This window comes from Streptomyces sp. NBC_01176 (genome assembly GCF_045039825.1).
Classification (GTDB): Bacteria; Actinomycetota; Actinomycetes; order Streptomycetales; family Streptomycetaceae; genus Streptomyces.
The window spans coordinates 4,446,308-4,470,709 of sequence record NZ_CP108600.1; the positions used below are offsets into that span (position 1 = coordinate 4,446,308).

At 70.7% G+C, this 24,402-nt stretch carries 23 protein-coding genes; 8 read left to right on the plus strand and 15 right to left on the minus strand.

Annotated elements, in window-relative coordinates:
• Positions 1-22: 22 nt before the first annotated feature.
• From mqnE to OG199_RS19095, 6 genes are all read right to left on the minus strand, one after another.
• Complete coding sequence (gene mqnE, locus OG199_RS19070; RefSeq protein WP_401809624.1) at positions 23-1,186, minus strand: aminofutalosine synthase MqnE; 1,164 nt, start codon at positions 1,184-1,186, stop codon at positions 23-25.
• Positions 1,187-1,592: 406 nt separating this feature from the next.
• Positions 1,593-1,865: a hypothetical protein gene (locus OG199_RS19075; RefSeq protein WP_405830443.1), complete on the minus strand. Its 273-nt coding sequence runs from the start codon at positions 1,863-1,865 to the stop codon at positions 1,593-1,595.
• Between the two features lie 247 nt (positions 1,866-2,112).
• The gene (locus OG199_RS19080; RefSeq protein ID WP_148009934.1) at positions 2,113-2,568 is read right to left on the minus strand and encodes an Lrp/AsnC family transcriptional regulator; all 456 of its coding nucleotides are present in this window, start codon (positions 2,566-2,568) and stop codon (positions 2,113-2,115) included.
• A gap of 146 nt (positions 2,569-2,714) precedes the next feature.
• Positions 2,715-3,398, minus strand: coding sequence for a UbiX family flavin prenyltransferase (locus OG199_RS19085; protein WP_401809620.1), 684 nt, complete (start codon positions 3,396-3,398; stop codon positions 2,715-2,717).
• Between the two features lie 31 nt (positions 3,399-3,429).
• Positions 3,430-4,332, minus strand: coding sequence for a menaquinone biosynthesis prenyltransferase MqnP (mqnP, locus tag OG199_RS19090; protein WP_356801078.1), 903 nt, complete (start codon positions 4,330-4,332; stop codon positions 3,430-3,432).
• Positions 4,329-5,780: a menaquinone biosynthesis decarboxylase gene (locus OG199_RS19095; RefSeq protein ID WP_356801079.1), complete on the minus strand. Its 1,452-nt coding sequence runs from the start codon at positions 5,778-5,780 to the stop codon at positions 4,329-4,331. The genes mqnP and OG199_RS19095 overlap by 4 nt, the downstream gene beginning before the upstream one ends.
• Before the next feature lie 186 nt (positions 5,781-5,966).
• On the opposite strand from OG199_RS19095, the gene OG199_RS19100 reads away from it, so the two are divergent.
• The 7 genes from OG199_RS19100 (at position 5,967) to OG199_RS19130 (ending at position 13,742) form a co-directional block, all read left to right on the plus strand.
• Complete coding sequence (locus tag OG199_RS19100) at positions 5,967-6,377, plus strand: PLD nuclease N-terminal domain-containing protein (RefSeq protein WP_356801080.1); 411 nt, start codon at positions 5,967-5,969, stop codon at positions 6,375-6,377.
• A gap of 85 nt (positions 6,378-6,462) precedes the next feature.
• On the plus strand, positions 6,463-7,107 hold the full coding sequence (locus OG199_RS19105) for a class I SAM-dependent DNA methyltransferase (RefSeq protein WP_405830446.1): 645 nt from the start codon (positions 6,463-6,465) through the stop codon (positions 7,105-7,107).
• Positions 7,108-7,273: 166 nt separating this feature from the next.
• Positions 7,274-8,386, plus strand: coding sequence for an abortive phage infection protein (locus tag OG199_RS19110; RefSeq protein WP_401809614.1), 1,113 nt, complete (start codon positions 7,274-7,276; stop codon positions 8,384-8,386).
• Positions 8,387-8,463: 77 nt separating this feature from the next.
• Positions 8,464-8,934: a nucleoside deaminase gene (locus OG199_RS19115; RefSeq protein ID WP_356801083.1), complete on the plus strand. Its 471-nt coding sequence runs from the start codon at positions 8,464-8,466 to the stop codon at positions 8,932-8,934.
• The gene (locus OG199_RS19120; RefSeq protein WP_405830447.1) at positions 8,927-9,928 is read left to right on the plus strand and encodes an isopenicillin N synthase family dioxygenase; all 1,002 of its coding nucleotides are present in this window, start codon (positions 8,927-8,929) and stop codon (positions 9,926-9,928) included. Before OG199_RS19115 ends, OG199_RS19120 begins: the two co-directional genes overlap by 8 nt.
• Positions 9,929-10,069: 141 nt before the next feature.
• The gene (locus OG199_RS19125) at positions 10,070-12,178 is read left to right on the plus strand and encodes a hypothetical protein (RefSeq protein WP_405830449.1); all 2,109 of its coding nucleotides are present in this window, start codon (positions 10,070-10,072) and stop codon (positions 12,176-12,178) included.
• A 19-nt stretch (positions 12,179-12,197) separates the two neighbouring features.
• Positions 12,198-13,742: an ABC transporter substrate-binding protein gene (locus OG199_RS19130; RefSeq protein ID WP_405834588.1), complete on the plus strand. Its 1,545-nt coding sequence runs from the start codon at positions 12,198-12,200 to the stop codon at positions 13,740-13,742.
• 26 nt (positions 13,743-13,768) lie between these two features.
• Here the strand turns inward: OG199_RS19130 and OG199_RS19135 are convergent, their stop codons facing one another.
• The 8 genes from OG199_RS19135 to hemL all read right to left on the minus strand — a co-directional run bounded on the left by OG199_RS19135 (position 13,769) and on the right by hemL (position 22,195).
• Positions 13,769-14,176 carry a hypothetical protein gene (locus OG199_RS19135; protein WP_405830450.1) on the minus strand — a complete coding sequence of 136 codons (408 nt, stop codon included), beginning with the start codon at positions 14,174-14,176 and terminating at the stop codon, positions 13,769-13,771.
• A 58-nt stretch (positions 14,177-14,234) separates the two neighbouring features.
• Complete coding sequence (ccsB, locus tag OG199_RS19140) at positions 14,235-15,311, minus strand: c-type cytochrome biogenesis protein CcsB (RefSeq protein WP_401809602.1); 1,077 nt, start codon at positions 15,309-15,311, stop codon at positions 14,235-14,237.
• Positions 15,308-17,203, minus strand: coding sequence for a cytochrome c biogenesis protein ResB (locus OG199_RS19145; RefSeq protein ID WP_356801088.1), 1,896 nt, complete (start codon positions 17,201-17,203; stop codon positions 15,308-15,310). The genes ccsB and OG199_RS19145 overlap by 4 nt, the downstream gene beginning before the upstream one ends.
• Before the next feature lie 3 nt (positions 17,204-17,206).
• A complete protein-coding gene (locus OG199_RS19150; RefSeq protein ID WP_356801103.1) occupies positions 17,207-17,944 on the minus strand; it encodes a cytochrome c biogenesis protein CcdA in 738 nt (245 codons plus the stop codon).
• Between the two features lie 36 nt (positions 17,945-17,980).
• Entirely contained in the window at positions 17,981-18,604 is a 624-nt protein-coding gene (locus OG199_RS19155; RefSeq protein WP_356801089.1) for a TlpA disulfide reductase family protein, read from the minus strand.
• A 66-nt stretch (positions 18,605-18,670) separates the two neighbouring features.
• Positions 18,671-19,990, minus strand: a complete 1,320-nt coding sequence (locus OG199_RS19160; protein ID WP_405830453.1) for a hypothetical protein — start codon at positions 19,988-19,990, stop codon at positions 18,671-18,673.
• A 178-nt stretch (positions 19,991-20,168) separates the two neighbouring features.
• A complete protein-coding gene (locus OG199_RS19165; RefSeq protein WP_401809594.1) occupies positions 20,169-20,882 on the minus strand; it encodes a histidine phosphatase family protein in 714 nt (237 codons plus the stop codon).
• Positions 20,879-22,195 carry a glutamate-1-semialdehyde 2,1-aminomutase gene (gene hemL, locus OG199_RS19170; protein WP_405830454.1) on the minus strand — a complete coding sequence of 439 codons (1,317 nt, stop codon included), beginning with the start codon at positions 22,193-22,195 and terminating at the stop codon, positions 20,879-20,881. The genes OG199_RS19165 and hemL overlap by 4 nt, the downstream gene beginning before the upstream one ends.
• A 139-nt stretch (positions 22,196-22,334) precedes the next feature.
• Between hemL and OG199_RS19175 the strand changes: the two genes are divergently transcribed.
• Positions 22,335-23,021, plus strand: coding sequence for a hypothetical protein (locus OG199_RS19175; protein ID WP_194280607.1), 687 nt, complete (start codon positions 22,335-22,337; stop codon positions 23,019-23,021).
• 217 nt (positions 23,022-23,238) lie between these two features.
• Here the strand turns inward: OG199_RS19175 and OG199_RS19180 are convergent, their stop codons facing one another.
• Complete coding sequence (locus tag OG199_RS19180; RefSeq protein WP_405830455.1) at positions 23,239-24,336, minus strand: magnesium and cobalt transport protein CorA; 1,098 nt, start codon at positions 24,334-24,336, stop codon at positions 23,239-23,241.
• Positions 24,337-24,402 lie beyond the last annotated feature (66 nt).

Genomic DNA, 24,402 nt, shown 5'->3' on the forward strand with positions numbered 1-24,402 from the left:
GCGGCCGGCGCGCGCCGGTACGTCAGACGCGCATCGCCTGCGGCGCCTCGCGGCGCTCCGGGTCCGGACCGTCGTACTCGCGGATGATCTCGTAGCGGGTGTTTCGCTCCATCGGGCGGAAGCCGGCGTCGCGGATCAGGTCGAGAAGATCCTCGCGGGTCAGCTTGTTCGGGGTGCCGTAGTTGTCCGCGTCGTGCGTGATCTTGTACTCGACGACCGAGCCGTCCATGTCGTCCGCGCCGTGCTGGAGGGCGAGCTGAGCGGTCTGTACGCCGTGCATGACCCAGAACACCTTGACGTGCGGCACGTTGTCGAACAGCAGCCGGGAGACCGCGAAGGTCTTCAGCGCCTCGGCGCCGGTCGCCATCTGGGTGCGTGCCTGGAGCTTGTTGCGGACCTTGCCGTCCTTCATGTCCACGAAGTCGTGCTGGTAGCGCAGCGGGATGAACACCTGGAAGCCGCCGGTCTCGTCCTGCAGCTCACGGAGCCTGAGGACGTGGTCGACGCGGTGGCGGGGCTCCTCGATGTGCCCGTACAGCATGGTCGCGGGGGTCTTGAGACCCTTGGAGTGCGCGAGGCGGTGGATGCGCGACCAGTCCTCCCAGTGGGTGCGGTGGTCGACGATGTGCTGACGCACCTCCCAGTCGAAGATCTCCGCGCCGCCGCCGGTCAGCGACTCCAGGCCCGCCTCGATCAGCTCGTCCAGGATGTCGGAGGCCGACATACCGGAGATCGTCTCGAAGTGGTGGATCTCCGTCGCCGTGAACGCCTTCAGCGAGACGTTCGGCAGCGCCTTCTTCAGCTCGCTGAGGGAGCGCGGGTAGTAGCGCCACGGGAGGCTCGGGTGCAGGCCGTTGACGATGTGCAGCTCGGTGAGGTTCTCGTTCTCCATCGCCTTGGCGAGGCGGACGGCCTCCTCGATGCGCATCGTGTACGCGTCCTTCTCGCCCGGCTTGCGCTGGAACGAGCAGTAGGCGCACGACGCGGTGCACACGTTCGTCATGTTGAGGTGGCGGTTGACGTTGAAGTGGACGACGTCGCCGTTCTTCCGCGTGCGCACCTCGTGGGCGAGTCCGCCGAGCCAGGCCAGGTCGTCCGACTCGTAGAGCGCGATGCCGTCCTCGCGGGTCAGCCGCTCACCGGCCCGGACCTTGTCCTCCAGCTCGCGCTTGAGCCCGACATCCATGCTCACACCTTTCTCCGACAGACCCCCCAACCGTACGCCCAGCCTGGTCGCCGCCGGTTCACGGCCCCGCCGGAGGGGACCCGGCGGGCGCTCGGGAGGGGGCGAGCCCCGAGAGTGCGCCCACCATCATCACTCGGAGTGACCAGCGGGCGCGGAGGTGACGGCGGTGGCGGGACCTACGGTGACGGAGGCGCCGGCAGGGACCGCTTCGGCGACGACCGGACCACGGACGGTTCGCGCGCACAACCGGGATGGGCGAGGTGGTGCTCGCGCCGGAAGGCTCGGCCGTCGCCGCTGTCCGTGTCGGTGCTAACGCCCAGCACCTGGACTTCATTGGGCCTCAAGTGCCCCCGGAGGTCGGGGAACTCCCCATGGCGGACGGGGAGTTCACTCCCGGACCGGGGTGTCAGGAAGCGAAGGCGATGACGGCCAGGACCGGGTAGAGCACGCCCAGGGAGCCGGTGGCGAGTCCGATGACGCTCTGACCCCGACTGGGACCGCGTGTCAGGCCGAGGATGCCGAAGGTGACGGCGAGGCTGCCGGCCAGGAGCGGGATCGCGATGCCGACGAAGCCGGAGAGTGCCACGGCGATCAGGGCGACGATGCCGAGACCGAGCGACACCGGCCCGTAGAGGGCCGCGGGGCTGTCGGCGGAGGTGGTTCCGGTTCCGGTGGCCATGTCGGCTTCCTTGCTGTCGGCGTCGGAGTCCCCGGCGTGCAGGTACGAAGATCCTGCACGCCCCATCATGGCACTCGCGGAACTCCGGCAGGACGAGATCTCGGACGCCCGCTCGACCCGACGGCGGCGGGAACCGGCGCGAGGAGAGGGAAGTGGCATACGGGCGCGAGCACTTGACCGGCGCCCGCCACGGGCCCCCCGGCACGACGTACCCCCGGCGTCCCCGGAAGCAGGTCCCGGCCTCCTCCTATTCCTCCTCGGGCAGCTCCCCCACCCGGTTCTCCCACTTCGTGGAGAGCACGATCGTCGTACGGGTCCTGGAGACGCCCTTCGTTCCCGACAGTCGCCGGATGGTCTTCTCCAGGCCGTCCACGTCGCTCGCCCGCACCTTGAGCATGAACGAGTCGTCGCCCGCGATGAACCAGCAGTCCTCGATCTCACCGAGGTCCCGCATGCGGTGGGCCACGTCCTCGTGGTCGGCCGCGTCGGACAGCGAGATGCCGATCAGGGCGGTGACGCCGAGACCGAGCGAGGCGGAGTCGACGGTGGCGCGGTACCCGGTGATGACCCCGGCCGCCTCCAACCGGTTGATGCGGTCGGTGACGCTGGGCCCCGACAGACCGACGAGGCGCCCCAGCTCCGCGTAGGAGGCCCTGCCGTTCTCTCTCAGGGCCTGGATGAGCTGCCTGTCCACCGCGTCCATGCGATCGCTAGCCTTCCGCTGAAGTGTGTGAGTCCTGAAGTGTGTGAGTCCGCTGAGTCGTGCGAGGTCGTTCGGTCGTGTCGAGGTGGTGCTGACGCGGTACCGAGGTGGTACCGGGTGGTGCCGGGAGGTCCTGCCGCCGGTGCTCAGGTCGCGCGGGAGCCACCGCCGAGTTCGCCCTCCCACCGGCGGTACAGCCGGTGCTCGACGCCGGCCGCGTCCAGCACCCGCCCGGCGACGAAGTCCACCAGGTCCTGGATGTGCGTGGCGCCCGCGTAGAAAGCCGGCGAGGCGGGCAGTACGGTCGCGCCCGCGTCGTCCAGGGAGACCAGGTGGCGCAGCGTCTGGCCGTTCAGCGGGGTCTCGCGGACGGCGACGACCAGCCGCCGCCCCTCCTTCAGTGTCACGCTCGCGGCGCGTTGCAGCAGGTCCTTCGACAGGCCGAGGGCGACGCCCGCCACACAGGCCGTCGAGGCGGGCACGATGAGCATGCCCTTGGAGGGGTACGAACCCGAGGACGGTCCCGCCGCCAGGTCGCCCGCGCTCCAGTGCCGTACGGCGTCGAGGTGCCCCTCGGGAACGTCGAAGGTGCCGGGCTTGCCGTCCGCGCCCCGCGCCAGCCATTCCCGCAGGTCGTCACGCCAGTGCGCGTCGCGGAAGGAGAGCCCGGTCTCGTCGAGGAGCGTGAGCCGCGAGGCCCTGCTGACGACCAGGTCCACGCTCTCGCCCGCGGCCAGCAGCGCACGCAGCACAGCGGCGGCGTACGGCGTACCCGACGCGCCGGACACCCCCACGATCCAAGGCCGTCGCTGCGTCTGTCCTGGCTTCATGATGTCGAGGGTATCCGGCGGCTGTCGGGATTCAGACCGTGAGCCCGCGGACGAGCAGATCGAGCAGGGCGCACACGAACAGAGCGATGCCGATGAACCCGTTGACGCTGAAGAACGCGCGGTTCAGCCGGGACAGGTCGTGCGGCTTGACGATGCTGTGCTCGTAGAGGAAGGCGCCCGCGACGATCACCAGGCCGAACCAGAAGAAGGCACCGGCGCCGGTGGCGAGGGCGTACCAGACGAAGAGCGCCGTGGTGACGGCGTGGCAGACCCGTGCTCCGCGGACGGCGGCGGGGATGCCGAAGCGCGCGGGTACGGACATGACGCCGACCTCGCGGTCCGTCTCGACGTCCTGGCAGGCGTAGATCAGGTCGAAGCCGCCGATCCAGACGCCGACCGCGAGTCCCAGGATCACCGCGTTCCAGGACCACTCGCCGGTGATCGCCAGCCAGCCGCCGATCGGCCCCATCGCCTGCGCGAGCCCCAGGATGGCCTGCGGGAAGTTCGTGAACCGCTTGCCGTAGGGGTACACCACCATCGGGATCACGGCGATGGGCGCGAGCGCCAGGCAGAGCGGGTTCAGCAGGGCCGCCGCGCCCAGGAAGAAGACCAGGGCGACCAGCGCGCCGGTCCACGCGTGCTTCACGCTCATCGCGCCGGTGACCAGTTCGCGGTGGGCGGTGCGGGGGTTGCGGGCGTCGATCTCGCGGTCGATGATCCGGTTCGCCGCCATCGCGAAGGTGCGCAGCCCGACCATCGCGACCGTCACCAGGAACAGCCGTCCCCAGTGGATGTTCTCGTCCAGCTCGTACATCGCGGTCAGCGCCGCGATGTACGCGAAGGGCAGTGCGAACACCGAGTGCTCGATCATGACGAGGCGCAGGAACGCCTTGGTGCGGCCCGGCTGCGGGAGCGCCGCGGAAGCTGAACTCACAGCCCGTACTCCTTCCAGCGGCGGTCGACCGTCGCTGCCGTCCGTGGGTCGGACAGCACCATCTCGGGCCAGCCGCCGTCCCGGGTGTAGCCCTCCTCGGGCCATTTCCTCGTCGCGTCGATACCCGCCTTGCCGCCCCAGAACTGCTGGTAGGAGGCGTGGTCGAGGTGGTCGACGGGACCCTCCACGACTGTGAGGTCACGGGAGTAGTCGGTGTTGCCCAGGGCCCGCCACGCGACCTCGTGGAGATCGTGGACGTCGCAGTCCGAGTCGACGACCACGATGAGCTTGGTGAGGGACATCATGTGGGCGCCCCAGACGGCATGCATCACCTTCTGGGCGTGCTTGGGGTATTTCTTGTCGATCGCGACGATCGCGCAGTTGTGGAAGCCGCCCGCCTCCGGCAGGTGGTAGTCCACGATGTCCGGCACGATGATCTTCAGCAGGGGCAGGAAGAAGCGCTCGGTGGCCCGGCCCAGCGGGCCGTCCTCGGTCGGCGGCCGGCCCACGACGATCGACTGGAGCAGCGGCCGCTTCCGCATGGTCACGCAGTCGATGGTGAGCGCCGGGAAGGGCTCCTGCGGCGTGTAGAACCCGGTGTGGTCGCCGAACGGCCCCTCGGGCAGCGTCTCGCCCGGCTCCAGCCACCCCTCCAGGACCACCTCGGCCTGCGCGGGGACCTGGAGCGGGACGGTCTTGCAGTCCACCATCTCGATCCGCTTGCCCTGGATGAACCCGGCGAAGAGGTACTCGTCGATGTCACCGGGCAGCGGGGCGGTGGAGGCGTACGTCACGGCGGGGGGACAGCCGAAGGCGATCGCGACGGGCAGCCGCTCCCCCCTGCGCGCCGCGACCTGGTAGTGGTTCCGGCTGTCCTTGTGGATCTGCCAGTGCATACCGATGGTGCGCTTGTCGTGGCGCTGCAGTCGGTAGAGCCCGAGATTGCGGATGCCGCTCTCGGGGTCCTTGGTGTGGGTCAGCCCGAGGTTGAAGAAGGAGCCGCCGTCCTGGGGCCAGGTGAAGAGGGCGGGCAGCGCGTCGAGATCGACGTCGTCGCCGCGCAGGACGACCTCCTGCACCGGTGCTTCCTTGACCTTCTTGGGCGGTACGTGGGCCATCGCGCCGAGTTTCCCGAAGGCCTCGCGGACACCCACGAATCCGTGCGGCAGCTCGGGCCTGAGCAGTCCGCCGATCTTGTCGGAGATCTCGCCGTACGACTTCAGCCCGAGGGCCTTCAGCAGGCGCCGGTCGGTCCCGAAGACGTTCATGGCGAGCGGCATGGCGGAACCGCGCACGTTCTCGAAGAGCAGCGCGGGGCCGCCGGCCTTCTGCACCCGGTCGACGATCTCCCCCACCTCCAGGTACGGGTCCACCTCGGCCTTGATGCGCTTGAGGTCGCCCTCGCGCTCCAGTGCCCGCAGCAGGGAGCGAAGATCGTCGTAAGCCATGCGTTCCAGTATCGCCGAGGCCTGCTGGGCGGCTGCGTGCGCCCCACCGTCGCCGCGCGGGCGGGGGCCGCCCCGTCCGGCGATCGGGGCCGACCCGGCTCGCCCCGGCGGGGCCAACCGCTACCCTGGCCGCGTCACCGGGGCCGTGTGCCGCCCCGCCGTCGCTCACTGGGGGACCGTTCGGCCATGCTCAGGTATCTGCCCTTCCTGCTGGTCCTGGCGCTGTGGATCTACGCCTTCATCGACTGCCTGAACACCCCCGAGGAAGAGGTCCGCGGCCTGCCGAAGGTGGTGTGGGTGATCATCATCCTGCTCTTCGGCGAGGTACTGGTCGGGCCGGTCGCCTGGCTCGTCGCGGGCCGCACGCGCCGCGGGGGCCCGGCGGGCGCCGCGGCCACCGGATGGCGCCGCGACCAGGGCGCGCCGTACGTCGCCCCGGACGACAACCCGGAGTTCCTCAACTCCCTCAGGACCGACAAGGCCGAGCGGCCGGACCGTGACGAGGCGCTCCTGAAGGACTGGGAGGCCGACCTGCAGCGCCGCGAGGAGGAGCTGCGGCGGCGGGAGCAGCAGAGCAAGTCCGACGACGAATCCTGAGCCGGGCGGACGATCGGGCGAACAGCCCGGCGGACGCCCGTCGTCGGGAACGCGTTGTCAGTGACGCGGGCTGGGGTCCGCCGCCATGACCTCTCGCCCGGACGCCATCAGGGCGTCGTACGACACCGTCGCCGACGACTACGCCGAGCTGCTCAGGGCGGAGTTGGCGGACAAGCCGTTCGACCGGGCCGTGCTCGGGGCCTTCGCGGAGAAGGTGACGGACGGCGGGGGCGGGGTGGTCGCGGATCTCGGGTGCGGGCCGGGGCGGGTGACCGCGTATCTGGACGGGCTCGGGCTGGACGCGTACGGGATCGATCTGTCGCCGGGGATGGTGGCGGTGGCCCGCCGCAGCCACCCGGAACTGCGGTTCGAGGTGGGCACCATGGCCTCCCTCGACATCGCGGACGGCGCACTCGCCGGAGCGCTGGCCTGGTACTCCACCGTGCATACGCCACTGGTGGAACTCCCCGTGCTCTTCGGGGAGTTCCACCGCGTACTGGCCCCCGGCGGCCATCTCCTCCTCGCCTACAAGGTGGGGGACGAGCGGGTGCGCCTGGACCACGCGTACGGGCACGACCTCGACCTCGACGTCCACCGCTTCCCGCCCGAGCGGGTCGCGGGACTGCTGCGCGCCGCCGGGCTGGTCGAGGTCGCGCGTCTCGTCCGCGAGGCCGACGCGCGGGAGAGCACGCCCCAGGCGTTCGTACTGGCCCGCAGGGAGCGGGAGTAGCCGAAGAACCCGGCGCCCCACCCGTGCGCTGTCCGCGCTGTCCGCCGATGGTCTACGCGCCCCGCCCCGGCTCATACCTTCGGCCGCCGCCCGTAGACCATCGGCGGACGGCGCCGCGGCGGACCGCTGCCCAGACTGGGCCGGGACGACGACACGGGGAGGCGCGATGCAGGGGATCAGCCGGGCACGGTTCCTGGGAATGGCCGCGGCGGGGACGGCGGCGGCGGTGCTGCCCGCGGGGCGGGCCGGGGCGACGGCCGGCCGGCGCGGACTGACCTACCGGGGCGCGGTCTACGAGGTGACGGACGGGGAGACGCCCGGTACGGGGTGGAGCGCCCGGCGGATGCGCGGCGACGTGCGCGCCCTCGCGCACGACCTGCACGCCAACTCCGTCAAGGTCACCGGCGACGGCGTCGAACGGCTCGCCGCCACGGCCGCCGAGGCCGCGGAGCGGGGCCTGCACGTCTGGCTCGAACCGACCCTGGGCGACGTGCCGGAGCGTGACATCCTCGACCATCTCGCGGAGACGGGGCGGTACGCGGAGCGGCTGCGGCGGCAGGGTGCCGGGGTGCACCTCAGCGTGGGGTGCGAGTTCGTGCTGTACGTGCCCGGGATCGTGCCCGGCGCCAACGCCCAGGAACGCGTCGAGAACCTCCTCAACGGTACGTTCGACCCGGTGACGATGGCACGGCGTCTGCACCGCTTCACGGCGCGGGCGGCGGGCGTGGGCCGCTCCGTCTTCCGCGGGCGGCTGACGTACGCCGCCGCGCAGGACGAGGACGTCGACTGGGGGCTCTTCGATCTCGTCGGCATCGACTACTACGGGTTCTTCCGGCACCGGGACGCGTACGTCCGCGATCTCTCCCGGTACTGCCGGTTCGGGAAGCCCGTCGCCGTCATGGAGTTCGGCTGCTGCACCTTCGAGGGCGCCCCGGAGCGCGGCGGCATGGGCTGGGACGTCGTCGACTACGGCAAGGAGCCGCCGGAGATCAAGCAGGGCGTCGTCCGCAGCGAGCGCGCGCAGGCCGCGTATCTGACGGACGTGCTGTCGGTGTTCGAGTCGATGGGCCTGTACTCGGCGATGGCGTACACCTTCGTCACCCCGGACGCCCCGCACCGTCCCCGCGACCCGCGCCACGACCTCGACACGGCGAGCTACTCCCTCGTCAAGGCGGTCGAGGACCGTCGGCCCGGCGCTCCCGAGGCCGCCGGCTGGCACTGGGAGCCGAAGGAGTCCTTCCACGCGCTGGCCCGGCAGTACGCGCGGCACCGCCGCTGACGGTCCGTCCGGGTCCGGCTCGCCGGGAGAGTGCTTCGTGCGTTGCCCTCGCGCTCCGCCCACAGGACAGTGGAGACATGGAGCGCATCGATCAGGCAGTCGACCCGGCACGGGCCCGCGCGTGGCTCGCCACCGCCGTCGAGGAGGCGCGCGCCGGTCTCGCGGAGGGCGGCATCCCCATCGGCGCCGCGCTGTACGGCGCCGACGGCACCCTCCTCGGGCGGGGCCGCAACCGGCGCGTCCAGGACGGCGACCCGTCCCTGCACGCGGAGACCGCGGCCTTCCGTGCCGCCGGACGGCAGCGGACCTACCGCGGTACGACCATGGTGACCACCTTGTCGCCGTGCTGGTACTGCAGTGGTCTGGTCCGGCAGTTCGGCATCTCGCGGGTGGTGATCGGGGAGGCCGCGACCTTCCACGGCGGCCACGAGTGGCTGGCCGGGCACGGTGTGGAGATCGTCCTGCTGGACGATCCCGGGTGCGCGGCCATGATGCGCGACTTCGTCGGGAAGAACCCGGCCCTGTGGAACGAGGACATCGGTGAGTGACCCCCGCGCCCCCCGCCGGGCGGAACCCGCGTCCCGTCCCCGTATCCCGACCGTCGATCTGCGGCCGTGGCTGGCCGGCGACCGGGCGACCCGCGCGCGGATCGCCCGTACCGTCGACGACGCCCTGCGGACCGCCGGTTTCCTCCTCGTCACCGGCCACGGCGTCGACCCGTCCCTGCGTGCCCGGATCCGGGCGGCGGCGCGCGCCTTCTTCGTGCTGCCCACGGAGACGAAACAGCCGTACGCCGCCCGGGTCGGCGGACGCGGCTGGCTCGGTCCAGGCGCCGAGGCCAACGGGTACGCCGAGGGCACCGAGACCCCGCCGGACCTCAAGGAGTCGCTGACCTTCGCGACGCACGAGCCGTTCGAGGACCCGGAGACCAACGCGGAGTGGTACGCGCCCAACGTGTGGCCGGCCGAGGCTCCCGGGCTGCGGGCGCTGTGCGAGGAGTACCTGGCCCGGATGGGCGAACTGGAGAACCACCTGCTCGCCCTCCTCGGCGAGGCGCTCGGCCTGGAGCCGGACTTCTTCACCCGGCACATGGACCACCCGACGTACGGCTTCAACATCAACTGGTATCCGGGGACGGAGGTCGTGGGCGCGCCCGAGCCGGGCCAGTTCCGTATCGGCCCGCACACCGACTTCGGCACCGTCACCCTCCTCGACCGGCAGGCCGGCAAGGGCGGGCTGCAGGTCTTCACGGACGAGGACGGCTGGCAGGACGCGCCCTTCGATCCGGCGGCCTTCACCGTCAACATCGGCGACCTGATGGCCCGTTGGACGGGCGACCGGTGGCGTTCGGGGCGGCACCGGGTGCTGCCGCCGCCCGCGGACGCGCCCGCCGAGGAGCTGATGTCACTGGTCTACTTCGGCGAGTGCACGCCGGGGACGCTGGTGGAGTCCGTACCGGCTCCGGTGGGCCGCGTCGCGTACCCGCCGGTCGACTCCCACGCGTACCTGCGGGACAAGCTCGATTCGATCACTGTGGGCTAGCCGCCGGAAAGGACGCGGAAGATTTCCGTAACCAAACGGACATCACGCACCCTAGTCCGAAACAACTCCCCCTTTTTACACTGGTATTGATACACCTCACAGCAGCACAGGCAGGACCGGACCGCGCCAGGGGGAGATGCGGTGCACAGAGGGCTGCACGGACGCGGGGCGTTGTTCGACACCGACCCGCCCGGTCTCGCTTCACGTCTCGTCGGGCTGCGCCCGTACCAACTGCGCTCGATCCCCGTCGAACACCCGAAGGAACCGCCCTTCGTGGTGTTCACGGGCGGCCGGGGCCTGGGCGGGAGCGCGGTGCTGCGCGAGCTGCGGGACGCCTACCGCGGCCATACGCCGGTCGCGCTCGTCGACGGCGAGGAACGGCAGTTCACCGCTCCCGCGCCCGAGCGGCCCGCGGAGTCCTGGTCGCCGGTCGGGCAGGCGCTCACCACGATCGCCGAGCAGCTCGCCGAGCCGGTGACCGGCGCCGGGCGGATCGGCTTCCCGCGGCTGGCCTCCGGGCTGCTCGCGGTGGCGGCGGGCGGCTGGAGCGACCGCGACGTGCCACGCATCCGGCAGGAGGCGGAACGCATCCTGCTCCTGAACGAGACGGGCTCACGTCTGTCGGGCTTCGCGGGCCGCTGGGTGAGCAAGGTCGTCGCCAAACTCATCGCCTCGATGAGCAGTACGGGCCCGGTCGTGGAGCCGATCATCGAGGCGACCCTGGAGGCCTTCGCCGAGGGGATCGCCCCCACCCACCGCAGACTGCGCAGGGCCGCCACCTGGTACCGCGACTACCCGAACGCGGGCGGCAACGCCAAGCTCGGACTGATCCTGCTCTCCGCGCACTTCCGCGCCGGCGGCGACTCCCGCACGCACGCCGAACGCCATCTCGTACGGGCCCTGCTGGCCGATCTCGACGACGCGTACGCGGGGGTCATGCAGCGCTCGCACCGGCTGGGCCGCCCGGTCGTGCTGATCGACAACGTGCGGGAGCCGGCCGGCCTCGGCCTGCTGGAACCCGTGCTGCGCGACCGCGCCGACGGCATCGCCGACCAGGTCGTCTTCTTCGCCGCCCTGCGCGGGGACACCCACCCGGCGCTGCGCAACGCGGGCCGGCGCACCCTCCCCGAGGTGGTCCGGCACACCGGCTGGGAGCCGGGCACCTCGCCGTCCTCGCGGGCACTGCTCCTCTCGCTGCCGCCCCTGACCCCGGACGACACCCTGCACCTGCTGGGCGGCACCGCCCAGGGCCTGGACGTGCCGCCGCACCTCCCGCACGCGACCCACCGGCTGACCGGCGGCAACCCGCTCGGCGTGACCCTGCTCGCGGAGTCCGCCCGGCAGAACCTGCCGCGCGGAGCCGCCTCGCTGGGCGCGTTGCTCACCGCGGCCGTCGTCGTCCACGAGGACCACGACGGCCGCCCCACCTATCTGGAACTGCTGGACCGGCTGGTGCCCGGCGGCCGGCTCGACGAGCTGACCGTGCTCGCCGCCGCCCACGACCGCGACTCGGCGTGCGCCCTCGCGGAGGTCCAGCTCCCGGACGACTTCGGCGCCTCGGGCGTCCTCGACCTGGAGGAACGGCTCGCGCGGGAGGGCCTGCCCACGGCCGCCGGGCAGTTCGTGGGCGATCCGTTCCTGCGCGCGCTGCTCCTGCTGCGCCTGCACCACGGCGACCCGGACCACGAGCGGTGGCGGGCCGTGCACCGCACCCTCGTCGACCACTACGGCGACGAGGACCTGCCCGACCGGGACCGCTATCGGCTGCACCACGAACTCGCCCTGGGCAAGGCGGACTTCGCGGTGGCGCACCTGCGCGACACCTTCCCGCGCGCCGACACCGGGAGCTGGCTCGCGACGCTGCTCTTCATCGCGTCGGCGCCGTACTACCACGCACACGGTCCGGACGGCCGGGACGCCGACGGCCACGCCGGCCACGACGACCGGGCGTCGATCGCGCTCGGCCGCACCGACGCGGCCCAGCGGCCGCCGGACAGCGTGGACGCCGTACTGCATCTGCGGGTACGACGGCTGCTGCACGCCGTCTGGCAGCTGAGCGATCCGCTGGTGCTGCCGGACCCGAAGGTGGGCGAACGGCTCCGCTTCGAACTGGAGCAGCTGTCGAACCTGCGGCCCGCCGGCAACCCGCTGCTGTGGCGGGCCTCGCGGGAGTGGCCGTCGGACGCGCTGGCCGGACGCCCGCTGCGCGTCCCGGCCGACGACGAGAACGGGACCGGGGGCCAGGCATGACACGGGACGGGGACCGATGATGGCGCGTTGGTGGCGTTGGCTGCGCGAGGACGTCTGGGAGATCCGCTTCCGCCGGTACGTGGCGCTGACCCTGGTCGCCGTCCTCGCGGGCCTCGGCATCTGGGGCGGTATGACGGCCACCAAGGAGAATCGGTCCTGCGCAGCGGGCGTCGTCCAGCCCGAGGGCAGTCGCGAGTGCGTGGGCGTCTCGTGGTCCGCGTACGCCTTCGGCCGGCCGCAGTTCGCCGACACCGTACGGGCCATCCACCGGGAGAACGCCCGCCTGGGGCCCGGCAGTTACGTCACCGTCGCCCTGCTGGAGCCCTTCACCGCGACCGACGCCGACCTCCTGGCCGACGTGCTGCACGAACTCCAGGGCGCCTATCTGGCCCAGTACCAGGCCAACCACGACACCACAGGGCTGAAGCCGAAGATCCGTCTGGTGCTGGCCAACCCCGGTTCCACCGGCACGTACTGGCGGTACACGGTCGACCGGCTGGAGCGCATGGCGAAGGGACCCGACCGGCTGCGCGCGGTGACCGGGGTCGGACAGAGCACCGACAACAACAAGAAGGCGGTCGCGGAGCTGACCGCCCGGGGCATCCCGGTGATAGGGAGCTCGATCAGCGCCGACGACCTCGCCAACGGGCAGCACGGCAAGGACCCCTTCCCCGGCCTCGCCCGCGTCTCCCCCACCAACACGGACGAGGCCCGTGCCCTCGCCTCCTTCGCCAGGGTCTCGGCCGTCAACGCCTTCCTGGTCTACGACCGGACGGGCGACCCGTACACGCGCACCCTGCAGGGGTCCTTCGAGAAGATGCTGACGGGCTCGCGCTACGAGGCCCAGCCCTTCACGCCGCCCGCCGACCGCAGCAAGGAGGGCAGCACCTCCAACGTCTTCGCGCAGATCACCAACATCCTGTGCAACACCCCGGCCAGTACCGACACCGTGCTGTTCGCCGGGCGCCACACCCAACTGCGCCAGTTCATCAACACGCTGGGCCAGCGCGGCTGCCACGACCGCCGGTTCACCGTGCTCACCGGCGACGAGGGTTCGTACCTCGCCGGCGACCGGGACCTCGACCCGGCCGCCCTGAAGGACCCGCTGCTGACCGTGCGGTACACGGCTCTCGCCCACCCGGACGCCTGGCTGAAGGACTCCGCGAGCACCGGGGGCGGCGCGGCCGACGCGAAGGCCCTCCAGGCGCTGCTGGCCCGCGCCACGAAGGAACCGGTCGGCCCCGTCGGCCCGATCGCCCTGGACGACGGCCAGCTGATCATCGCCCATGACGCCATGCGGCTCGCCGTGCGAGGCATCCGCGGGGCGTCGCCGACCGGGAGAATCCCGGCCCTCGCGGACGTGGGGCTCCAGTGGCCGCAGGTCAAGGGCAGGGAGCTGCGGGTGAACGGGGCGAGCGGGTGGATCTGTCTGGACGCCCACGGCAATCCGTACGACAAGGCCGTACCGATCGTGCAGCTGACCCCCGAGTCCCACGCCCGCTTCGTGAAGATCGCCTGGCCGGAGGGAAAGCCGCCGGCGAAGGAGTGCCTGCCGCCGTCGTAGCCGGGCCGGGAACCTCTGTCGCGGTGCTAGGGCGTCAGCAGGGTCAGCAGCCGTTCGAAGCGGAGCTGCCACGGTCCGGGCTCGTAGTCGCCCTCGTACTCGTGGGTGAACCGGACGGTGGTGCCGGGGCCGCTGTCGTCCGGCGGCGCGGGCTCCAGGTGGAACCGGACCCGGCCGCGGCTCTCCATCGTGTACTCGGCGACCCGCTCCACGTCCCAGGCGGTGATCCGGCCGACGCCCAGCCCGCGCAGGTCGACCGCCCCGCCGAGCCGCGGCTCGAACACCTCCGCCCGCGCCAGCCACCCCATGAGTCCCTCGGGGGTGGCCATCGCCGCCCAGACCTTCTCCACAGGCTGGGGAAGACGCAGCAGCCAGTGCCGTACGTGCGTGTCCCCCCGGGTCTCGACGGCTCCCTCTTCGATGGTTCCGGTCATGACACCAGCGTGGCCCGGGGCGGAGGGTTCCGCACCCGTGGTCACGACGGTACGGACGTCAGACGCCGGCGTAGGAGTGCTTGCCGGAGACGAAGATGTTGACGCCGTAGTAGTTGAAGAGGAAACACGCGAAGGCGATCAGCGCGATGTAGGCGGCCTTGCGGCCCTTCCAGCCGGCCGTGGCACGGGCGTGCAGATAGCAGGCGTAGGCGACCCAGGTGATGAACGCCCAGGTCTCCTTCGGGTCCCAGCCCCAGTAACGGCCCCACGCGTCGCCCGCCCAGATCGCGCCCGCGATGATCGTGAAGGTCCACAGCGGGAAGACGGCGGCGTTGACCCGGTAGGAGAACTTGTCGAGGGAGGCCGAGGAGGGCAGCCGCTCCATGACGGAGGTGGCGAAACGTCCCGGCTGCCCACCGGTGGCCAGCTTGTTCTCGTAGGAGTCCTTGAAGAGGTACAGCAGGGTGCCGACCGCGCCCACGTAGAAGATCGCGCCGCAGAGGATCGCGGTCGAGACGTGGATGTACAGCCAGTACGAGTGGAGGGCGGGGACGAGCTGGTCGCTGGCGGTGTACAGGACGGTGACCGCGAGACCGAGGTCGAGCAGGACCGTGGTGACCAGGGGCAGGCCCAGCCAGCGGATGTCCTTCCGCGCCAGCAGGAACGCCAGGTACACGGTCACGGCGACGGTCGAGAAGGTGATGCTGAACTCGTACATGTTGCCCCACGGCGCACGCTGCACCGACAGGGCGCGGGCCACCACGCCGGCCGTCTCGACGGCCCAGGCGACCACGGTGAGGGACACCGCGATACGGCCGTACAGGTCGCCCTGCTCGTCCCCGCCGTGCGCTCCCGGACCGTCGGGCACGTCGCGGGAACCTGTCGCGGACCGGGTGACGACCTGCGGCCGCTCCAGGACCGCGGTACCGCCCGCCGACTTCACGGTGACCGCGGGGGCCGCCGCCTTCGGTCCGGAGGTGAGCGCGGCCGCCGTGCGGGCGACCTTGCTGCGGCTGCCGAAGATCCACTCGGCGATGTGCGCGAAGAAGGCCAGCGTGTAGACGGCCATCGAGGAGTAGACCAGCGTGTTGCTGACGTTGGCGAGGTGTTCGTTGGTAGCGGTGGCGAGAGTCACTGCTTCTCAGCCCCTTCGGCGGCAGGTACGGCGTGAGGGTCGGGGTCGGTGGTGTCCGAATCGGCGTCCGGCTCGGCTTCGGGGTCCGTCCCGGCGGCGGGGTCCGCCCCGGCTTCGGAGCCCGTCCCCGGGTCGGGATCGTCGGTCTTGGTGGGTGCCTGTTCGTGCACGAGCGCGGCCAGGTCGCCGAGCTCCTCGGGAAGCTTCGCGGACTCGCTGCGGCCCAGGCCCGCCATCTCCACCACGGTCACACCGTCCGCGCCCGTGGTGGCGCGCACCCAGACCCGGCGGCGCTGGATGAAGAGCGAGCCGGCGAGACCGAAGATCGCCGTGAAGGCTCCGGCGAGCGCCCAGTCACTGCCGGGCTGCTGGGTGACCTGGAAGTTCGCCCACTGCTTGACGCCCTTGTCGAAGGTGATCGAGCCGGCGCCGTCGGGCAGCTTCATGGTCTCGCCGGGCAGCAGACGCGCCGCGAGCGGGTCGCCCTTCGCGTCCTTGAACTGCGTCAGCTTGGACTTGTCGAGCTGGTACACGTTCTGCGGGATGCCCGCGTCGACCCCCAGGCTGCCGTGGTATCCGGTCAGCGCGAGCACGGGGAAGTCGAGTGCGGGGAACTGCGAGAGCATCGTGCCCTTGCCCGCGCCCGCGAAGGTCGGCACGAAGACGCCGGAGAAGCCGAGCTGCTCGGGCTGCCCCCGCCCGTTCCGGTAGCCGTCCATGACCTTGATCGCGCCCTGCGAGGTGACGTTCGAGTCGAGCGGCAGCATCGGCACGGCGTCGTGGAAGACGACGTCGCCCTTGCCGTTGCGGACCGTGACGACGGGCGCGTAGCCGTGGGCGGTGAGGTAGACCTTCGAGTCACCGATCTTCAGCGGCTCGTTGACCTTGATGAGGGTCTTCTGGTCCTTGCCGTAGGCGCCCACGCTGTAGGTGACGGCCGCCTGGTACGTCCGCGGGGTGCCCTTGTTGGGTCCGGTCCGCTCGTAGGTTCCCGTGAACTTCTTCAGGTCGAAGCTGAACGGTGTGAGGTCGTCGCTGCCGAAGAGGTTGCCCGACTTGAAGTCGTCGTACTGCGAGAGCGTGTTGGAGAAGCCGTCGCCCTCGACGATCAGCTTGTTGCCCTCGGACTTGAAGAGCTGGCCCCAGGCGAAGGAGACGAGCATCACGACGAGCGCGATGTGGAAGAGCAGGTTGCCGGTCTCGCGGAGGTAGCCCTTCTCGGCGGCGACGGCGTCCTTCTCGACGTGCGCCCGGAAGCGGCGCCGCCCGAGCACCTGGAGCGCGGCCTCGCGGACCTGCTCCGGCTCGGCGGCGGTGCGCCAGGTCGCGTACGCGGGCAGCCGGTCCAGCCGCTTCGGCGCGCCCGGCGGACGGCCGCGCAGCTGCCCCACGAACTGCCAGGTGCGGGGCACGATGCAGCCGATGAGGGAGACGAAGAGCAGGATGTAGATCGCCGAGAACCACACCGAGCTGTAGACGTGGAAGAGGCCCAGCCGGTCGTAGACCGCACCGAGGAATGAGTGCGCGTTCTTGAAGTCCGCGACCTTCTGCGCGTCGGTCCCGGACTGCGGGATCAGCGACCCGGGGATCGCGCCGAGCGACAGCAGGAAGAGCAGGATCAGCGCGACCCGCATGGAGGTCAGCTGCCGCCAGAACCAGCGCGCCCAGCCGACGACCTCACGGCCGGTCCACGCCAGCGCCCCGGCCGGACCGGGCGCCCGCATCCCGCCGAACGAACCGGGCACGGCCGTGTCGACGGGCGCCGTGGACAGCTGGGATCCGGCCTCGCCGAGTTCACCGTCGGCGCTCACCCCGATGTGCCGCTTGGCGGCCGCCGGTTCCGCCGCCGTCCTACCGGTGCCGTTGTCGGTATCGGTGTCGGTCGTGCTCATCGATCAGATCCCTACCGTGAAGCCGTTGGACCACGTCTGCATCTCCTGCACCAGACTGTCCCAGGCACCCGTCAGCAGGAGCACACCGGTCACGATCATCATGGTGCCGCCGATGCGCATGACCCAGACATAGTGGCGCTTGACCCAGCCGAAGGCGCCGAGCGCCTTGCGGAAGGCGACAGCGGCGAGCACGAAGGGCACGCCGAGTCCGAGGCAGTACGCGACGGTCAGTATGGCCCCGCGGCCCGCGCTCGCCTCGTTGGAGGAGAGCGCCAGCACGGAGGCGAGGGTCGGGCCGATGCAGGGCGTCCAGCCGATCCCGAACAGCGCGCCGAGCAGAGGCGCCCCGACCAGACCCGCCACCGGCCGCCGGTGGAAGCGGAACTCGCGCTGGGTCAGCCAGGGCATCATGCCCATGAAGAAGACGCCCATCAGGATCATGAGCACGCCGAGCACCTTGGACAGAGCGCCCTGCTGCTCGTACAGCGTCGACCCGAAGTACCCGAACAGCGCCCCGCCGGAGACGAACACGGCGGTGAAGCCGAGCACGAACAGGCTGGCGCCCGCGACCATCCGCCCCCGTCTGGCCTCCGCCAGGTCGGTGCCGGTGACACCGGTGACGTACGACAGATAGCCCGGTACGAGCGGCAGCACGCACGGCGAGAAGAAGGAGACGAGCCCGCCGAGCACGGCAACGGGCAGGGCGAGCAGCAGGGCCCCGCTGTACACGGTGCCGTTCATTCCGTCGGCGGAGGCGGCGAGAAGGGACACGTCGCGTCACTTCTCCGCGATGATCGGGTCGAGCATCTCGCGCAGCTTGTCCTCGCTGAGGGCCTGCAGCGTCCGCGCCGCGACCTTCCCGTCCCGGTCGATGACGAGCGTGGAGGGAATCGTCTGCGGGTTGAGCGTGCCCTTCTTGAAGCGGAGCATCAGCTTGCCCGTCGGGTCGTACAGGCTGGGGTACGTGACCCCGAACTCCTTCTCGAACGCGTGGGCGAGCGAGGTCTCGGAGTCACGGGTGTTGATGCCGACGAACTGCACGCCCTTCGCCTCGGTGTCCTTGGCGACCTTCACGAAGTTCGGCGCCTCGGCACGGCACGGCGGGCACCAGGAACCCCACACGTTCAGGACGACGACCTTGCCCTTGTAGTCCGCGACGTCGAGCTTCCTGCCGTCGACGGTCGCGCCGGAGAGGTCGGGGGCGTCGACCCGGGAGCTCTTCGCCACAGTGGAGATGCCGTCCTTGCCCGCGACGAAGTTGCTGTTGCCCGATCCCCCGGAGGTCCCCCCGGATCCGCATGCGGACAGGACGAGCGTGGCGACGGCGGCCCCGGCGGTGAGCAGGGCGACGCGGCCACGGGTGCGGTTCGAGCGTTGTTCGGCGCGACAGGCGGCACTCATGTGAAAAGTTTCGCATGCCCGTTTCGGGGATCTTCCGCACCCCCCTTGCGGGCGGAAAACACCATTTCAGGTGGCGCTCCCCGACGCGCTGGACGAGGACGTGGCGGATGCGCCGCCGGCCCCCTTGCCCGTGTCGCCCAGGAACGTCTTCCAGCCGCCGGCCGGCCGCTGGCCCACGTCCAGGGTCTGCAGCTTGGCCACGATCTCGGGCGGCTGCACGTCCAGCCAGTCCACGAACTGCCGGAAGGAGACGAGCCGCACGTCCTCGCCCTTCTCCTTCTCCCGCGCGATGTGCTTGAAGGCCTGCTCGACGGCGTCCATGTAGATGCCGCCGTTCCACTCCTCGAAGTGGTTGCCGATGAAGAAGGGCGCCCGGTTCGACTCGTACGCCCGCCGGAATCCGGCGATGTAGGCCTCGGCCGCCTGCTTGCGCCAGCCCGGGTAGTTGTACGACGGCGCCTTCGTCGAGTTGACCGACTGGTTGGCGAGCATGTTGTAGTCCATGGACAGGACTTCGAAGCTGTGGCCCGGGAACGGGACGGCCTGCAGCGGGAGGTCCCACAGCCCCTGGTTCTTCTGCGGCCAGCGCTGGCGTCCGCCGGGCGAGGAGGCGTCGTAGCGCCAGCCGAGTTCCTTGGCGGTCGGCAGCAGGTTGTTCTGGCCGAGCAGGCAGGGGGTCCGCCCGCCTATGAGTTCCTTGTCGTAGTCGAACGGCAGCGAGGGCAGATCGTGCCAGCCCGTGTTGGTCCGCCACTCCTTGACGAAGGCCTTGGCCTGGTCTATCTCGCTGCGCCACTGGGCCGGCGTCCAGTTGGCGACGGTGCCGTGGCCGGAGCAGAAGTGGCCGTTGAAGTGCGTGCCGATCTCGTGGCCGTCGAGCCAGGCCTGCCGGACGCCCCCGAGGGTCGCCTTGACGTGGTCGTCGGTGAGATAGCCGATGTCCGAGGCGCCGCGGGGGTTGTTCGGCGGCAGGTACATGCGCTTCTTCGACTCGGGCAGCAGATAGAGCCCGGAGAGGAAGAAGGTCATGTGCGCGTCGTGTTCCTCGGCGAGCCGCAGGAACCGGGAGAAGAGGCCGGTCCCGACTTCTCCCGCACCGTCCCAGGAGAAGATCACGAACTGCGGAGGGGTCTCGCCGGGCTCCAGGGGCACGGGGGCCTTGGGCTGCTTCGGCTGCTTGCCGGTGAAGGAGGTGGAGCCGTCACCTATCGGGCGCGCGGTGGGCTTGGGGGCGCCGGGCCGGGACGGCTTACCGGATGTACCCGGCCGTGAATCGCCGGCACCGTTGGCGGCGTCGTGGTCCGCGGTGCCGCACGCCGCCAGTCCGAGTGCCGCCGTGGCACCCGCCCCGAGGCCGATCATTCCCCTCCGGCTGATGTCCCGCATGCGGTTCCCATCTCCTTCGCGCCCTCTCAGCTGTCTCTCAGCAGACACATAATGAGAGGGCACGAAGTGCAGATGGGTTCCGCCAACTCGCTCATATTGATCGTATTTTACGAAGATCGATCCGAGTGGCACACATCACAGTCACCGGAAATTCATATGCGGGGCCGGAAACAGATGACTACGCGCCGAATGCCTTGCTCTTCCCCTTCACCGGCTTGGCACCCGCGAGGAGATGGGACGGGACGAGATCCCGGGCGGGCTCGCTGTAGCCGACGGAGACGATCTTGTCGCCGCGGTAGGTGAAGGTCGTGAGGGACGCCAGCGTGCACTGCCGCTTGCGCGGGTCGTGCCACAACCGCCGCCGCTCGACGAAGGAACGCACGATCCAGATCGGCAACTGGTGGCTGACCAGCACCGCTTCATGACCGCGGGCCGCGTCCTTGGCGGCGTCCAGCGCCCCCATCATCCGGACGACCTGCTCCACGTACGGCTCGCCCCAGGACGGCTTGAACGGGTTGACGAGGTACTTCCAGTTCTCGGGCCTGCGCAGCGCGCCGTCGCCCACCCCGAAGGTCTTGCCCTGGAAGGTGTTCTCGGCCTCGATCAGCCGCCCGTCGGTGCCGAGGTCGAGTCCGTGCGCCTTGGCGATCGGCGTCGCGGTCTCCTGCGCCCGCTCCAGCGGGGAGGCGATCACCTGCGTGACGTCCCGCGACGCCAGGTGCTCGGCGACCCGGTCGGCCATCTGCCGCCCGAGCTCGGAGAGGTGGTACCCGGGCAGCCGCCCGTAGAGCACCCCGTCCGGGTTGGCGACCTCGCCGTGCCGCATGAGATGGACGACGGTGATGTCCTGACGCTGACTCTCGCTCATGCTCTCGCCCATGCTCTCGCTCATGCCGTGGCCTCCGCCGCTGCCCGTGCCGCCGCCGGGAGGGCGTCGGCGATCCGCTGGATGGCCCGCTCGTCGTGGGCCGTTGACACGAACCACGACTCGAAGGACGACGGCGGCAGATAGACGCCCTGCGCCAGCATCGCGTGGAAGAAGGCGGTGAACCGGAAGGACTCCTGTGCCTTCGCGTCCTCGTAGTCGCGCACCTCACGCCCGGTGAAGAAGACCGAGAACATGTTGGAGGCGTTCTGCAGCCGGTGCGCCACGCCCTCCTTGGCGAGTGCCTCCGTGACGAGCGCGCGGATCTGCGCGGAGACGGCGTCGACCGTCTCGTACGCGGCGTTGTCGAGCAGCCGCAGCTGCGCGAGTCCGGCGGCGGTCGCGACGGGGTTCCCGGAGAGCGTGCCGGCCTGGTACACGGGCCCGGCGGGAGCCAGGTGCCCCATGACGTCCTTGCGGCCCCCGAAGGCCGCGGCCGGGAAGCCACCGCCCATGACCTTGCCGAAGGTCATCAGGTCGGGCTTGACCCCGTCGATGCCGTACCAGCCTGACCTGCTGGTACGGAACCCGGTCATGACCTCGTCGGAGATGAACAGGGCGCCGTTCTTCGCGCAGGCGTCCTTGAGTCCCTGGTTGAAGCCGGGGCGCGGCGGCACGACACCCATGTTGCCGGGCGAGGCCTCGGTGATCACACAGGCGATCTCGCCCGGGTGCGCGTGGAAGGCGGCGTTCACGGCTTCGAGGTCGTTGTAGGGAAGGACGATCGTGTCGCCGGCCTGGGCGCCGGTGACGCCGGGGGTGTCGGGCAGGGCGAAGGTCGCGAGGCCGCTGCCGGCCGCGGCGAGCAGGGCGTCCACGTGTCCGTGGTAGCAGCCGGCGAACTTGATGACCTTGGGCCGCCCGGTGAACCCGCGCGCGAGACGGATGGCGGACATCGTCGCCTCGGTCCCGCTGGAGACGAGCCGGACCTGCTCGACCGGCTCGACGCGGGCGACGATCTCCTCCGCGAGCGCGACCTCGCCCTCGCCCGGCGTACCGAAGGAGGTGCCGCGGGCGACGGCCCCCTGCACGGCGGCGACGACCTCGGGCCGGGAATGACCGAGGATCATCGGCCCCCAGGAACAAACGAGGTCGACGTATTCCCTCCCGTCGGCATCGGTCAGGTATGGACCGTTTCCGGACACCATGAAGCGGGGCGTACCGCCCACGGCGCGGAACGCGCGCACCGGAGAGTTCACGCCGCCCGGCGTGACGGCAGCCGCACGGTCGAAAAGAGTCTGCGAAACTGGGGCTTCGTACGGATAGCTCACACGGACCATGGTGTCAGAGGCTGCGAAGATCCTGCGGACAGGTGTTTCAGCGTACGTTTCGGCGTGCGGCCGTGGGGGAGGTCACTGTCACGATGATCGGGTTGCGTGGCGGGGGTCGCGCGCCTTAGAAAAGCAGTCGGGTGGAGATATGCATCGCGGTGGCGGACTGGGCGAGGGGACCGACGACCTCGGTCCTCGGCGTGCCCGGCGGGGGAAGCACCGGCGCGAGGCGGAGGAAGCCGAGGCACGGCAGGCACAGGGCACGCCGGGATCGCAAGGGTCACAAGGATCACAGGGCGATCCTGAGCGGATCGACTCGTCGGCTCGTATGGACGGTATGGACTACACGGACCGCGGGGCAGACCGGCTCAGGGCAGGAAGCGGGAATGGTGGCCGGGTGGGGGTGACGTACAAATACTTCGGCGCACCGGACGGCGCGACCGCGGCCCGGGTGCCGATCTCCATGCGCCCCGAGGAACTCGGTGGCGACGAGCTCGGCATGAACGGCATGTTCACCAAGATCAAGCCGGAGACGATGGCCGCGATGGTCCTCACCGGTATCGAGGGCGTCCCCCTGCACAAGGTGCCCCCGCTGGAACTCGTCGTCCTGCACCCCGACTACGCCGTCGTGAAGCTCCCCATGACCGTCGTCGACCCGCTCCGTGGCATCGGCGAGGAGGCGGTGGGCGCGGCCGCGTTCATCTGGTCGACGGTGCCGGACCGGGGCGGACCCCGGGACGCGTTCAACGTGTACCAGCTTCTCCACGAATGGCAGGATTTCAGCCACCGTCTGCACGAGGCGGGGCATCAGCCGTACTGCCTGGTGTGGCCGTGAGCTCCGTTCTCCGGTGACACGGGCGCGACTTCGGGAGTGACGACGGGCGGGGCCTCCGGGTCCCGCCCGCACTGCTGCCGCCACCCGGCCGACGAGGGGCACCCGGCCGACGAGGCACCGGTTCCGGTCGCCGACCCGGCCACGGCGGCCCACCGCGTCCCCCGCGCCGGGACCGGCACCGCACCCGGGCCCACCCGCCTGCCGCCCTCTCCGTGGCTCACAGCCACCCGTTGCGCTTGAACCCCCGGTGGATGACCACGCAGGCCAGGGCGATGACGGCGAGGGCCAGGGGGTAGCCGAAGCGCCAGTGGAGTTCGGGCATGTGGTCGAAGTTCATGCCGTAGACGCCGCACACCATGGTGGGTACGGCGATGATCGCGGCCCAGGCGGTGATCTTGCGCATGTCCTCGTTCTGGCCCACGGACACCTGGGCCAGATGGGCCTGGAGGACGGAGTCGAGCAGCGCGTCGAAGGCGGTGATCTGCTCGGTGACCCGGTCCAGGTGGTCGGCGACGTCGCGGAAGTACGCCTGGATCTCCGGGTCGACCGCGCGCATGGGCCGGGTGGCCAGGGCGTGCAGCGGGCGGCCGAGCGGGACCACGGCCCGCTTGAATTCGAGGAGTTCACGCTTGAGCTGGTAGATGCGCCCGGCGTCGGCGGTCTTCGAACCCTGCGGTGAGAAGACGTCCGACTCCACCTGGTCCATGTCGTCCTGGACGGCGTCGGTGACGGACAGGTAGTCGTCGACGACGTGGTCGGCGATGGCGTGCAGCACCGCGGCCGGCCCCTTGGCCAGCTGCTCCGGGTCGGCTTCCAGGTCCTCGCGCAGCGGGCCCAGCGAGCCGTGGCTCGCGTGCCGTACGGTCACCACGAAGTCGGTGCCGGTGAAGACCATGATCTCGCCGGTGTCGACGACCTCGCTGGTGGCGGTCAGTTCCTCGTGCTCGACATAGGCGACGGACTTGAAGACCGCGAAGAGGATGTCGCCGTACTGCTCGACCTTGGGGCGCTGATGGGCGTGGACGGCGTCCTCGACGGCGAGCGGGTGCAGGCCGAACAGGTCGGCGACGCGGGTGAACTCCGTTTCGGTGGGCTCGTGCAGGCCGAGCCAGACGAAGCCGCGACCCCCGTGCTTGCGTACCCGAGCGACGGCTTCCTCCACGCTGGAGGCGGCCTCCTGCCGGACCCCGTCGCGGTAGATGACGCAGTTGACGACGGCCGATCCGAGCGGGGAGCGGGCCGGATGACTGAGGTCCACCTGGCCTCCACCGCGCGCCAGCCGGGCGACCTTGCGCAGGTTCCCGACCATCGACATGCGGTCCTCCCTTCGTCCGGCGGTCAGTGTGGCAGGCCGGGGTAAGACGCACGTCAATCCGCGGGA

Excerpts from the sequence above, each read along its gene's own strand:
- mqnE (WP_401809624.1), bottom strand. The coding sequence starts at position 1,186 with ATGGATGTCGGGCTCAAGCGCGAGCTGGAGGACAAGGTCCGGGCCGGT.
- OG199_RS19075 (WP_405830443.1), bottom strand. The coding sequence starts at position 1,865 with ATGGCCACCGGAACCGGAACCACCTCCGCCGACAGCCCCGCGGCCCTC.
- OG199_RS19080 (WP_148009934.1), bottom strand. The coding sequence starts at position 2,568 with ATGGACGCGGTGGACAGGCAGCTCATCCAGGCCCTGAGAGAGAACGGC.
- OG199_RS19085 (WP_401809620.1), bottom strand. The coding sequence starts at position 3,398 with ATGAAGCCAGGACAGACGCAGCGACGGCCTTGGATCGTGGGGGTGTCC.
- OG199_RS19095 (WP_356801079.1), bottom strand. The coding sequence starts at position 5,780 with ATGGCTTACGACGATCTTCGCTCCCTGCTGCGGGCACTGGAGCGCGAG.
- OG199_RS19100 (WP_356801080.1), top strand. The coding sequence starts at position 5,967 with ATGCTCAGGTATCTGCCCTTCCTGCTGGTCCTGGCGCTGTGGATCTAC.
- OG199_RS19105 (WP_405830446.1), top strand. The coding sequence starts at position 6,463 with ATGACCTCTCGCCCGGACGCCATCAGGGCGTCGTACGACACCGTCGCC.
- OG199_RS19110 (WP_401809614.1), top strand. The coding sequence starts at position 7,274 with ATGCAGGGGATCAGCCGGGCACGGTTCCTGGGAATGGCCGCGGCGGGG.
- OG199_RS19115 (WP_356801083.1), top strand. The coding sequence starts at position 8,464 with ATGGAGCGCATCGATCAGGCAGTCGACCCGGCACGGGCCCGCGCGTGG.
- OG199_RS19130 (WP_405834588.1), top strand. The coding sequence starts at position 12,198 with ATGGCGCGTTGGTGGCGTTGGCTGCGCGAGGACGTCTGGGAGATCCGC.
- OG199_RS19135 (WP_405830450.1), bottom strand. The coding sequence starts at position 14,176 with ATGACCGGAACCATCGAAGAGGGAGCCGTCGAGACCCGGGGGGACACG.
- OG199_RS19145 (WP_356801088.1), bottom strand. The coding sequence starts at position 17,203 with ATGAGCACGACCGACACCGATACCGACAACGGCACCGGTAGGACGGCG.
- OG199_RS19150 (WP_356801103.1), bottom strand. The coding sequence starts at position 17,944 with ATGAACGGCACCGTGTACAGCGGGGCCCTGCTGCTCGCCCTGCCCGTT.
- OG199_RS19155 (WP_356801089.1), bottom strand. The coding sequence starts at position 18,604 with ATGAGTGCCGCCTGTCGCGCCGAACAACGCTCGAACCGCACCCGTGGC.
- OG199_RS19160 (WP_405830453.1), bottom strand. The coding sequence starts at position 19,990 with ATGCGGGACATCAGCCGGAGGGGAATGATCGGCCTCGGGGCGGGTGCC.
- OG199_RS19165 (WP_401809594.1), bottom strand. The coding sequence starts at position 20,882 with ATGAGCGAGAGCATGGGCGAGAGCATGAGCGAGAGTCAGCGTCAGGAC.
- hemL (WP_405830454.1), bottom strand. The coding sequence starts at position 22,195 with ATGGTCCGTGTGAGCTATCCGTACGAAGCCCCAGTTTCGCAGACTCTT.
- OG199_RS19175 (WP_194280607.1), top strand. The coding sequence starts at position 22,335 with ATGCATCGCGGTGGCGGACTGGGCGAGGGGACCGACGACCTCGGTCCT.
- OG199_RS19180 (WP_405830455.1), bottom strand. The coding sequence starts at position 24,336 with ATGTCGATGGTCGGGAACCTGCGCAAGGTCGCCCGGCTGGCGCGCGGT.